Genomic DNA, 12,077 nt, shown 5'->3' on the forward strand with positions numbered 1-12,077 from the left:
CAATCGCGGCCTGTTCGCCTACCGCCAGGTCAAGCCGGTGGACCCGGTGCTGGTGCGCTGCTTTCTCGAAGGCATGCTCAAGTCGCTGATCTTCATCCTGTTCATCACGATAGGCAGCCTGCTCAAGTTCGAGCTGATGCCGGATTACCCGTTCGGCGCGATGATGGACTGGATGTCGCTGTGGGCGCTGGGCTGGGGGACCGGCCTGACGCTATCGGTGCTCGCCGATCTGGTGCCGGAGATCGGCAAGGTGGCCCGGATCCTCAACCTGCCGCTGCTGCTGCTCTCTGGCGTCATCTTCCCGGTGCTCTACGTGCCGCACCAGTACCGGGAATACCTGCTGATGAACCCGATCGTGCACGGCCTGGAGAGCATGCGGATGAACTTCTTCAGTGGCTACCACACGATCGACGGCATCGACATGACCTACCTGTGGTTCTGGGCGCTGGCGCTGATCTCGCTGGGGCTGATCCTTCACACGCGCTTTCGCGATCAACTGAAAGCGCACTGATTTTTCAGACACCGTGAGAGGACGGACCCCATGATCGAGATTCGCAATCTCTACAAGCGCTACCACAACCACCATGGCAGCCAGTGGGTGCTCAAGGACATCAACCTGACCATTCCCACCGGGGTCAGTGTCGGCCTGCTGGGTCGCAACGGTGCCGGGAAGTCCACCCTGCTGAGGCTGATCGGGGGCATGGATTCGCCGGATCGCGGCGACATCGTCCGCAACAGCCGCGTCTCCTGGCCGATCGGCCTGGCGGGTGGCTTCCAGGGCTCCATGACCGGTCGCCAGAACGTCAAGTTCGTGGCCCGGATCCATGGCGCCGAGGAGGAGATCGAACGGGTGGTGCGGGAGGTCGAGGCCTTCGCCGAGATCGGCGACGCCTTCGACGAACCGGTCAAGACCTACTCGTCGGGGATGCGCTCGCGGCTGGCGTTCGGCCTGTCGCTGGCATTCGACTTCGATGTCTATCTGTCCGACGAGGCGACCGCCGTTGGCGATCGCGCTTTCAAGGCCAAGGCCAAGGAGGCGTTCAAGGCGCGAGTCGGCAAGGCCAGCCTGATCATGGTCTCCCACGGCGAGGGTGTCCTGCGCGAGTTCTGCGAGGCCGGCATCGTGCTGGAGAAGGGCCAGGCGCGGTGGTACTACGATATCGAGGAAGCCATCGGCGCCTACCACCAGGCGACCGATGGCAGGAAGGTCGAGCCACCCAAGATCCCCACCTCGCTCTCCGAAGCGAAGCAGCAGTTGATGCAGGCGAATCTCGAGTTCGAGCAGGTTCGCCTCGAATACCAGATAGCCAGTGACGACCCCGCCCGCAACAACCCCGACGATGCGCTGCGCTGGCGCATGGAGGAGTCCCGCGAGCGGATGCACGAGGCGCGCCGTTACGTTCAGCAGTTCCAGTCGCAGGCGAAAGCCAAGCCTCGTAAACGAACGACAAAGACTACGAAAAAGACAGGTCGGCCATGAACAACTCATCGTCTATCAACAAGAAGTCCCGCTTGCGCAAGTCGCTTCACTGGATCGTCTGCCTGGTCGCGATCGTGGTGGTATCGCTCTACTGGGCACTGTGGGCGACCGATCGCTATGTCTCCCACGCCAACGTGGTGCTCGAGAGCCCGCAGCTCGCGGCGCCGACCCTGAGCGTGAGTTCGCTGCTGAGCGGCGGCGCCACCAGCAATCTCGCGGACATGCTGCTGCTGCGCGACTACATGCGCTCGGTGGACATGTTGAAGCTGCTCATCGAGGAGGCGGATTTCCGCAATCACTACGCCAACTCAGGTGCCGATGTCTTTAGCGCGCTGGGCGACGAGAACGCACCGCTGGAGGAGCTGCACGACTACTTCCTGTCGCGGATCTCGGTGGAGCTGGACGACTACGCCGGCGTGCTGCGGGTCGATGTCGAAGCCTTCACCCCCGAGGAAGCCAACAAGATCGCGCAGCTGCTGCTGGACGAGGGCGAGCGGCACATGAACCTGATGGGCCAGCGCCTGGCCGAGGAGCAGGTGCGCTTTCTCGAGCAGCAGGTGACGTTGCTGGAAGAGAAGTTCCAGCAGACGCGGGATGCGCTGCTCGACTACCAGAACGCTAACGGGCTGGTCTCGCCGACGGGCACGGTGGAGAGCCTCAGTTCGGTGGTGTCCGGCCTGGAAGGCCAGCTCGCCATCGCCAAGGCGCGCAAGAGCGCACTGGCCAGCTACCAGAGCGTGCGTTCGCCGGAGATCGTGCGCATCAACAGCGAGATCAAGGCGCTGACCGATCAGATCACCCAGGAGCAGGCTCGACTGGCCAGGCAGTCCGGCAACGCGCTCAACAGCATCTCCTCGGAGTACCAGACCCTGATGCTGCGGGCGCAGTTCGCCCAGGACAGCTACTCCGGGGCGCTGGGCGCGCTCGAGAACACGCGGATCGAGGCGGCGCGCAAGCTGAAGCAGGTCTCCGTGCTCCAGACGCCGACGATGCCGGAATACCCCGAACAGCCCGAGCGCCTCTACAACTCGGTGGTGTTCGCGGTCATCGCGCTGTTCATCACGTTGATCCTCAACATGCTGATCCTGATCGTGAAGGATCACCGCGACTGACCGGACCGGCGTGGCCGGGGCCGGCTGTCGCCGCGACCCCGGCCAGCGCCGCCCAAGGAAAGACAACGACCAACCATGGATCGCACGACCGATCCCACCAGCGCTGCCTGAACCATCGACCGGCGATGCACCGGCATTCGTCAGGCAGGGCGCAATAGGCTCGAGAGGGGAATCACCATGAGCATGACATTTCTGGTAACGGGTGGCGCCGGTTTCATCGGCTCGGCAGTGGTGCGCGAACTGATCGAGCACACGCCGCATCGCGTCATCAACATCGACAAGCTGACCTATGCCGGCAACCCGGAGTCGCTGGCACGGGTCGACAGCGACGAACGCTACGAGTTTCGCCTCGCCGACATCTGCGACAGCGCGGCCATGGCCCGGATCTTCAACGAATACCGGCCGGACGTGGTGATGCACCTGGCGGCGGAGAGCCACGTGGATCGCTCCATCGACGGGCCGGCCGACTTCATCGAGACCAACATCGTGGGGACCTACGTGCTGCTGGAGGCGGCGCGGGGCTACTGGAAAGGGCTGCAGGAGAGCGATCCGGCCAGGGCCGCGGCGTTCCGGTTCCATCATATCTCCACCGACGAGGTCTATGGCGACCTGCACGGCGTGGACGAGCTGTTCACCGAGACCACGCCCTATGCGCCGAGCTCGCCCTATTCGGCCAGCAAGGCCAGCTCCGATCACCTGGTCCGTGCCTGGCACCGGACCTTCGGCCTGCCGACGGTGGTGACCAACTGCTCCAACAACTACGGGCCGTTCCACTTCCCGGAGAAGCTGATCCCGCTGACGATCCTCAATGCGCTGGCGGGGCAGCCGCTGCCGGTCTACGGCGACGGCCGGCAGATCAGGGACTGGCTGTTCGTCGAGGATCACGCGCGGGCGCTGGTGCAGGTCGCCAGCGAAGGGGCGATCGGCGAAACCTACAACATCGGCGGCCACAACGAGAAGCAGAACATCCAGGTCGTCGAGACGATCTGCGAGCTGCTCGAGGAGCTCGCCCCCAGCAAGCCGGAGGGAGTCGCCCGCTATCGTGACCTGATCACCTTCGTGGTCGACCGGCCGGGACACGACCAGCGCTATGCCATCGACGCTTCCAAGATCCAGCGGGAACTGGGCTGGACCCCCCGCGAGACCTTCGAGAGCGGCATGCGCAAGACCGTGCAGTGGTTTCTCGACAACGACACCTGGTGGCGTCGGGTCCAGAACGGCAGCTATCAGGGCGAGCGACTGGGAGCGACCGCATGAATACGCTGATTCTGGGCGGCAACGGCCAGGTCGGCTTCGAGTTGCAGCGCGCGCTGTCGCCGCTTGGCGAGTGCGTCGCGCCGGGGCGCCGATCCCTCGATCTGCTGGATGCCGATGCCGTCGCCCGCCTGCTCGACGAGAGCCGACCGGACCTGATCGCCAATGCCGCTGCCTGGACCGCGGTCGACGCCGCGGAGACGGCGCGTGGGGAAGCGTTCCGGCTCAACGCCGAGCTGCCGGCCCAGCTGGCCGAGTACTGCGCCGCGCGCTCGGCGAGGCTCGTTCACTACTCCTCGGACTACGTCTATCCCGGCGGCGGCGACACCGCCTGGCGGGAGTCCAGCGAGACCGGCCCGCTCTCGGCCTACGGAGAGAGCAAGCTGGCCGGCGACGAGGCGGTGCTGGGCAGTGGTGCGGATGCGCTGATCTTCCGTACCAGTTGGGTCTATAGCGCTCGCGGCAACAATTTCATGAAGACCATGCTGCGCCTGGCCCGGGAGCGCGACGCCCTGAGCGTCGTCGGCGACCAGATCGGTGCGCCGACGCCGGCCCGGCTGATTGCCGACGTGACCCTGCTGGCCGTGAAACGGCAAGTCGAGGGGCGCCTGGCTCCCGGTGTCTACCACCTTGCGCCGCGTGGCGAGACCAGCTGGCACGGTTTCGCCCAGGCGATATTCCGACACGCGTCCGCGCTCGGGGCGTCGCTGCGGGTGGGGCCGGACGGGGTGGCGTCGATCCCGACCGCGGACTATCCCACGCCCGCCCGCCGTCCGCTCAATTCACGCCTCTCGCTGGAGAAAGTCGAGCATGCGCTCGGCGTCACGCTGCCGGATTGGGAATCCCAGCTGCGGCTGACGCTGGCGGAGCTGCTCGAGGCGGCATAGCACGACTGCTCACGGCGCGGATGCGCCTTCTCGTAGAAGCGAGCCGCGGGGAAAGGCCGCTTTTATACCGTTATCCTGAATGTCTGACTCGATCTTGGCATCGAAAAGGAGCTTCACATGGCACGTAAAGGCATCATCCTGGCCGGCGGTTCCGGCACCCGGCTGCATCCGATCACCCAGGGCATCTCCAAGCAGCTGCTGCCGGTGTACGACAAGCCGATGATCTACTACCCGATTTCGGTGCTGATGCTGGCCGGGATTCGCGAGATCCTGATCATCTCGACGCCGTCCGATCTGCCGCAGTACCGTTATCTGCTGGGGGATGGCGAGCAGTTCGGTCTGCGCTTCGAGTACGCCGAGCAGCCGTCGCCGGATGGACTGGCCCAGGCGTTCCTGATCGGCGAGTCGTTCATCGGCGACGATTCGGTCTGCCTGGTACTGGGGGACAACGTCTTCCATGGACAGCACTTCTCCGAGCAGTTGATGCGCGCCTCGGACATGCAGAAGGGCGCAACGGTCTTCGGCTATCTGGTCAAGGATCCGGAGCGCTTCGGCGTGGTGGAGTTCGACGCCTCCGGCAAGGCGCTGTCGATCGAGGAGAAACCGATCAAGCCGAAGTCGCCCTACGCGGTCACCGGTCTCTATTTCTACGACAACGACGTGGTGGAGATCGCCCATCAGGTCAAGCCCTCCGAGCGCGGCGAGCTGGAGATCACAAGTATCAACAACGCCTATCTGGAGCGGGGCGACCTGCGCGTCGAGCGCCTGGGCCGGGGCTTCGCCTGGCTGGACACCGGCACCCACGACAGTCTGCTGGAAGCCGGGCAGTACGTGCAGACGATCGAACATCGCCAGGGGCTCAAGGTCGCCTGTCTGGAGGAGATCGCCTGGAACCAGGGCTGGATCGACGATGCGACGCTGGCCGAGCGCGGTAGCGCCTTGAAGAAGACCGGCTATGGCCAGTATCTGTTGAAGCGTCTCGAGGATGCCCAGCGCGGCGCGGCGGTCGGCGAGGCTGCCGTGGCCGGCGTCCGTGGCAACCGGTGACCCCCGAAGACCCTCATTGCAGCCGGAGAGACGGACGACATGAACTACGAAAAACTGGCCATCCCCGACGTCGTGCTGATGACGCCGAAGGTATTCGGCGACGAGCGGGGGTTCTTCCTCGAGACCTTTCGACACAGCGAATTCGTCGAGCACTGCGGCGACCATCGCTTCGTGCAGGACAACCACAGCAAGTCCGGCCAGGGCATCCTGCGCGGCCTCCACTATCAACTGCAGCAGCCCCAGGGGAAGCTCGTCCGGGTCACGCGGGGCGAGGTGTACGACGTGGCGGTGGACCTGCGCCGCAGCTCGCCCACCTTCGGCCGCTGGGTCGGCGCGCTGCTGAGCGAGGAGAACCGACGGATGCTATGGGTCCCGCCGGGTTTCGCCCACGGCTTCTATGTCACCAGCGAGGTTGCCGAGTTCCAGTACAAGTGCACGGACTACTACGCGCCGGGGGACGAGCACAGCCTGCACTGGAACGATCCGCAGCTGGCCATCGAGTGGCCCCTGGTGGGCGGAAGACCGGTGACATCGGCAAAGGACGAGGCGGGTAGCCTGCTGGCCGACGCGGCCACCTTCGCCTAGGCCATGTCCGAAAAGTACTGCGCTTGCCCATACAGCGGGTGGCGGGATAGGGCGCCGAGGCTATTGGGACTCAACCGAGCTGCCACAGGTGGCGGCTCCGATCATTGATGGGGATTGCTCGTATGAAAATCACCGTTTTCGGCACCGGCTATGTCGGCCTGGTGACCGGCGCTTGTCTGGCGGATGTGGGCCACGACGTGGTCTGTGTCGATATCGACCAGAGCCGCATCGAACGCCTGGTCCAGGGGGAGATCCCGATCTATGAACCGGGCCTGGAGTCGATGGTCCTGCGCAACGTGGAGGGGCAGCGCCTGCGCTTCACCACGGATGCGGGAATGGCGGTCGAGCATGGGGTCCTGCAGTTCATCGCCGTCGGCACCCCGCCCGACGAGGACGGCAGCGCCGACCTGCAGTACGTGCTGGCGGTCGCTTCCACCATCGGCCAGTACATGAACGGCTACAAGGTCGTCGTCGACAAGTCGACGGTGCCGGTCGGTACGGCCGACAAGGTGCGCGATCGTATCGCCGGCATACTTCAGGAACGTGCCGTCGAGCTGGCGTTCGATGTCTGCTCCAACCCCGAGTTCCTCAAGGAGGGGTCGGCACTGGAGGACTTCACGCGGGGCGCGCGGATCGTCGTCGGTACCGACTCGGACCGGGTGAGCGACCTGATGCGGGAGTGCTACGCCCCCTACAACCGCAACCGCGAGAAGCTGATGCTGATGAGCGTGCGTGCGGCCGAGCTGACCAAATACGCGGCCAACGCGATGCTGGCGACCAAGATCAGCTTCATGAACGAGATGGCCAACCTGGCGGAGCGTCTCGGCGCGGACATCGAGGACGTCCGGCGGGGCATCGGCTCCGACCCGCGTATCGGCTATCACTTCATCTACCCGGGCTGCGGCTACGGCGGCTCCTGTTTTCCGAAGGACGTCCAGGCGCTGGTCCGAACCGCCAGCAAGGTCGGCTACGAGGCCGAGCTGCTCAAGGCGGTCGAGGCGGTCAACAAGCGCCAGAAGTCGACGCTGTTCGAGAAGCTCTCGTACGCCCTGGGCGGCGAGCTGGAAGGCAAGACGATCGCGGTGTGGGGGCTGGCGTTCAAGCCCGAGACCGACGACATGCGCGATGCGCCGAGCCGGGAGCTGATGGAAACCTTGTGGGCGCACGGTGCGACGGTGCAGGCGTACGATCCCGAGGCGATGAAGGAGTGCCGGCGTATCTACGGCGAGCGGGACGACCTGGTGCTGGTGGCCGACCGTATCCAGGCGGTCAAGCGAGCCGATGCGCTGGTGATCTGCACGGAGTGGAAAGAGTTCCGCACGCTGGATGGCGAGTGGATTCGCGGCCAGCTGGCCACGCCGGTGGTCATCGATGGCCGCAACCTGTTCGACCCGGAGACGATGGCGGCGGCGGGGATCGACTACTACGCCGTGGGACGTGGCAAGAACAGCCAGGCCAAGGCGACGGCCTGACACCGCGCTCGGCCGGATCTGGCCGGCCGATGGCGGGTGGATATGGCAGGCGGGCGGTCATCGCTCGCCGACTTTTCGCGCAAATCCCAGGTCCTCGTTTCCGAAATCTCGTGAAATCCTGTTGCCGGAAAAGCCCATTGAGTTTTCAGTTTGATGAAGATTTCTCAATTAGGGTGTTTTTATTTAGTGTCTCTAACTGCTCTTTATCGCCTTCGGCGATTTATTCAGCATTTCCCTAATACCTGGGTGGTTAGACTTTTCATCTTTTCCTCGAGGCGACGGATTCATGGGTCGAGGGATGGTGAATATCGATGAGTAAAATCATCTTCACCGAAAGCCGGGTCGAGATTACCCTGACTAAAGTCTTAACGGCGGTTGCCGGACGACAAGGCACTGCAAGATCGCGAAAATAACTTGTGCTTGTCTTCTTGACGTTGTTCCGTCGTCATATGGCGACGATATGTCATTTGCAATAAAGCGTGTCCTTTTCAATAAGGCATGTCGTTTACAATAAGATATGTCATCGACAATAAATGGTTGCAAAAGAGGGTTCCGTATTCTCTGGGGCCTTGCCTCCAGGCATGACTTTTTGACGGTACTACCTGGCGACGAGAAGCTATCGAATTTCAAATAATCGCGTCATCGCCAGACATGCCGAGATCATGAAAAGGCCTGCGGTGTCGGATGACCGAGACGAAGAACAACGAGCGTCATTCATCGTGACAAATCAAATGCGAGACGAGGCATCATCATGCAAGCCAAGAGCCGAGCGTTATATGAATTCGGGGCGACCTTTCTGGGTCCCGCGCTGCACGTCTACGCCGAGTCCATAGAAGCCGAGGCCGATGGCCACCTGCCAGTCTGCCTGGCGCGGGAGGGGTGGTGCTTCCATCGCCTGCTGACCCGGCTGCAGCGCGAATCCTCGATAGCGCTCGCCAACGACCCCGTCTACCTGAGGGTCTCCCGGACGCTGCTCTTTCGCGCCATGCTGGGGTCGGAAACGATCACGCCGATGGCGCTGGGCAACGATTTCACGGGTAGTGTCCTGGATCTGATGCGCAAGCGGTTCGGTCTTCAACTGCATGAGATATTCGCGGCGTTGCCGTTCGAGCTGCTTCGCTTCAACTGCGAGCTTCCCAAGGACAAGGAGCTGGTCTTCCAGTGGTTGTCTCCGCATCTGAAAGCGTTGAAGACGGTGGTCTCTCCGACCCGGAAGGCGTTGATCGCCTATCTGGAGAGATCGGGATTGATGGATCCGGAAAAGCGGCCCCTGATGCTGGACCTGGGGTATTCCGGAACGATCCAGAAAATTCTGACCCATATCCTGGAACGCGACACCACCGGGCTCTACTTCATTGCCACCAAGCCGGGCGACGCCGAAGTCAGCCGGCATCATGCGCTTTTGAAAGGCGTTTTCCATGAAGGCGTGGGGTGGCGTAACGGCTGCATCATGCTCGATCGATCGCTGTTGTTCGAATGTCTGCTGACCGCGCCACATGGCCAGATGGTCGACATCCGGCAGAAGAGCAATCGGGAGTTCGAGTATTTCTACGGCAGGCAGGCCGCGACGCAGCGCCATTTCCAGGACCTCAAGACGGTCTTCGATGGCGCGATCGACCACGTCGTGATGTGCCGGCGCCACGGTGTGAATTACACGAAGTCGGATGTCCAGGCGCTGTACGAAGTCTTCGCGACCCGACCCAACTGTATTCCCCACGATGTCTGGCACCTTTTCAGTGTCGACGACGACATTACCGGCAATGGCATCGTCAATCCGATGCAAATGTTCGCAATATAAATCAGAGGCGGGGGCCACATGAAACCGACGGGAAAGATGATATCGCTGCTACCGTGGCTATTTCAGACCCAGTTCGCGAGTCAGGCGCGCAAACGGCGTCTGGCGGCGGAGGAAGTGGTGGGGATGGACGACAATATCGTAGTACCCGAGAGCGGTGTCGAGGACCAGCCGCGCAAGGAGCCGGTTCTCGACGACAAGAACCTGGTGACGGTGACGGAGACCTTCATCGTCACTGAGGGGGGCGCGGTCAACGACGATCTCTCCGCGCCCGGGGAAGAGCTCTCGAAGGCAGTGGCCCCTCCCGTGTCGCCGGTCGACCTGGACCCGCGTCCAGCGCCGGAGTCCGCCGAACCCGAGGTGGTCGATGCAGGCGCGAGTCCAGAGCCGGAACCCGTAGAACCCGAGGTGGTCGATCTCCCGCTGGGCAACACCGCGCGCGAGGGCGGTGGTCATGCCGCCATGATGAGTCAAGCCTTCATGGACGCGGTGAACAGCGGCCTGTTCGACCCCAAGTGGTACCAGGCCACTTACGGTCTGCGCTTCTCGACGCAGCGGGAGGCGTTCGACGACTACGTTCGCAAGTCGCGTTTCGCGCCGGTGAACCCATCGCCGAAGTTCGACAGCGAAACCTACCTCCGGATGTACATCGACGTCTTTCACGCCCAGCAGAGTCCGCTGCAACACTACCTGTTGCATGGGCGGAGCGAAGGAAGGCGACACGTGCCCGCCACGGTGCGGTGGTTTCCCCGAGAGATCGTTGCGCCCCGCAAGACGCTCTCCCCGGCGGCCGGCAAGCTGAAGGTCGCGCTCTGCCTGCACGTCTTCTACATCGATTTCCTGGATCGTTTCGCCAAGGCCATCGAACGCTTCCCGGTGACCGTGGACGTCTACCTCACGCTGGCGGACGCCAGTTTCGAGACGCGGGCCCGCCAGCTCTTCGGTGAGCATGCGCGGGTCAACAAGCTGGAGACGCGCATCGTGCCCAACCGCGGCCGGAACTTCGGCCCGGTACTGGTGGAGTATGGCCAGGACCTGCAGGAGTACGACCTCTTCTGCCACCTGCATTCGAAGAAGTCGCTCTACTCCGGCAAGGAGCAGACGCAGTGGGCGGAGTATCTGATCGAGTACCTGCTGCGCGACACCTCCGTGATCACCCGGCTGCTGAACGCGTTCGCCGCCGACGGTTCCCTGGGGCTCTACTATCCGACCACGTTCTGGATGATGCCGTCCTGGGTCAATCACCAGACCATGAACAAGGGCTTCATGCGGGAGTGGCAGCAGACGCTCGGCCTTGGACACATCCCCGAGTTCCTGAGCTATCCCGCCGGCGGGATGTTCTGGTCCCGTCCGGAGGCGATGAAGGGCGTTCTGGATCGATCCTGGCGCTACGAGGATTTTCCCGAGGAGCCGCTGCCCAACGACAACTCGATGCTGCACGCCCTCGAGCGTGTGCTGGGGCCGCTGGCCGAGCACCACGGCTTCCGGCAGCTGTACTTCTATCCGCCCACCGGCCAGTTCACCACCGACAACGGCTACATCACCGCGAGCTACCACGGTCGCCTGGAGCAGCACATCGCCAGTATCCAGGCCCACGCCTGCATCAGTTTCGATGTCTTCGACACGCTCGTGCGTCGCGAGTACACGGTGCCGGACTACGCCAAGCTGAAGCTGGGCAAGATGCTGGCCGAACAGGGGCTGGTGCCGTCCGCGCCGGCCTTCGTCAAGCTGCGCAACGAGGCCGAGTCGACGCTGCGCCAGCGCGCCAACTTCAAGGGCGACGTTCGTATCGAAGCGGTCTACGACGAGCTGGCCGATCAACTGGACGTCTCTGCCGACGTCGCCCGGGAGTGGATGGAGCTCGAGTACGAACTCGATCTGGAGATGATCCAGCCCAAGGACGAGATGGTCGAGCTGTTCAATCACCTCGCCGCCCAGGGGCACATCCTGTGGGTGATCTCCGACAGCTATTACAACCGCGAGCAGGTGGGCCTGATGCTGCGCAAGGCCGGCGTGGCCGCGGCGTATCGCCTGATGGTCTCCAGCGAGGAGCAGGCGCGCAAGGACAACGGCTCGATGTGGGTCAAGGTGAAACAGGACCTGGCCGACGAGGGCATCGATCGCCACCTGCATATCGGCGACAACGTGGTCGCCGACGCACAGGGGCCGGGGGATCTCGGGCTGACGACCTTCCATATCCTGCATCCCATGGACAAGTGGGCCGCGCTGGGATTCCCGGCGGTACTGCACGGCGCGGACGGGCTGGACGAGATGGAGATCCTCAAGTGGGGACGGCTGATCAACGAGGTGGGGAGAAATCCCTTCATCGGGGAGTGACGGGACTCGTCGCGGGAGCGGTGTCTCCTGCGGCGGTGGCGATGCCTGCCGCCGAACCGGGATGGCCGAAGTCGTTTCGGGTTCCGGTCGGAGGAGGCATCGGCACTA

Annotated in this window: 10 protein-coding genes; all 10 read left to right on the plus strand. The window is 63.4% G+C overall.

The window, feature by feature from the left end; translation table 11 throughout:
* The coding region (locus AC3AYF_RS06925; RefSeq protein WP_295038007.1) for an ABC transporter permease at positions 1 to 511 on the plus strand (511 nt) is incomplete at its 5' end.
* Between the two features lie 30 nt (positions 512 to 541).
* Entirely contained in the window at positions 542 to 1,480 is a 939-nt protein-coding gene (locus tag AC3AYF_RS06930) for an ABC transporter ATP-binding protein (RefSeq protein WP_487779549.1), read from the plus strand.
* Positions 1,477 to 2,592 (plus strand): KpsE/RkpR family capsule polysaccharide export protein, encoded by a 1,116-nt coding sequence (locus AC3AYF_RS06935; RefSeq protein ID WP_295038002.1) that lies wholly within the window; start codon positions 1,477 to 1,479, stop codon positions 2,590 to 2,592. Before AC3AYF_RS06930 ends, AC3AYF_RS06935 begins: the two co-directional genes overlap by 4 nt.
* Positions 2,593 to 2,775: 183 nt before the next feature.
* Complete coding sequence (gene rfbB / locus AC3AYF_RS06940; protein WP_295038009.1) at positions 2,776 to 3,849, plus strand: dTDP-glucose 4,6-dehydratase; 1,074 nt, start codon at positions 2,776 to 2,778, stop codon at positions 3,847 to 3,849.
* Entirely contained in the window at positions 3,846 to 4,733 is an 888-nt protein-coding gene (rfbD, locus tag AC3AYF_RS06945) for a dTDP-4-dehydrorhamnose reductase (RefSeq protein WP_295038001.1), read from the plus strand. Before rfbB ends, rfbD begins: the two co-directional genes overlap by 4 nt.
* Positions 4,734 to 4,850: 117 nt before the next feature.
* Positions 4,851 to 5,780 carry a glucose-1-phosphate thymidylyltransferase RfbA gene (gene rfbA, locus AC3AYF_RS06950; protein ID WP_295037999.1) on the plus strand — a complete coding sequence of 310 codons (930 nt, stop codon included), beginning with the start codon at positions 4,851 to 4,853 and terminating at the stop codon, positions 5,778 to 5,780.
* A gap of 39 nt (positions 5,781 to 5,819) precedes the next feature.
* Positions 5,820 to 6,365, plus strand: coding sequence for a dTDP-4-dehydrorhamnose 3,5-epimerase (gene rfbC, locus AC3AYF_RS06955; protein WP_295037997.1), 546 nt, complete (start codon positions 5,820 to 5,822; stop codon positions 6,363 to 6,365).
* 122 nt (positions 6,366 to 6,487) lie between these two features.
* The gene (locus tag AC3AYF_RS06960) at positions 6,488 to 7,837 is read left to right on the plus strand and encodes a UDP-glucose dehydrogenase family protein (RefSeq protein WP_295037995.1); all 1,350 of its coding nucleotides are present in this window, start codon (positions 6,488 to 6,490) and stop codon (positions 7,835 to 7,837) included.
* A gap of 751 nt (positions 7,838 to 8,588) precedes the next feature.
* Positions 8,589 to 9,635, plus strand: a complete 1,047-nt coding sequence (locus tag AC3AYF_RS06965) for a hypothetical protein (RefSeq protein ID WP_295037993.1) — start codon at positions 8,589 to 8,591, stop codon at positions 9,633 to 9,635.
* Positions 9,636 to 9,653: 18 nt separating this feature from the next.
* The gene (locus AC3AYF_RS06970) at positions 9,654 to 11,969 is read left to right on the plus strand and encodes a rhamnan synthesis F family protein (RefSeq protein WP_487779550.1); all 2,316 of its coding nucleotides are present in this window, start codon (positions 9,654 to 9,656) and stop codon (positions 11,967 to 11,969) included.
* Positions 11,970 to 12,077 lie beyond the last annotated feature (108 nt).

This window comes from Salinicola sp. (genome assembly GCF_982684285.1).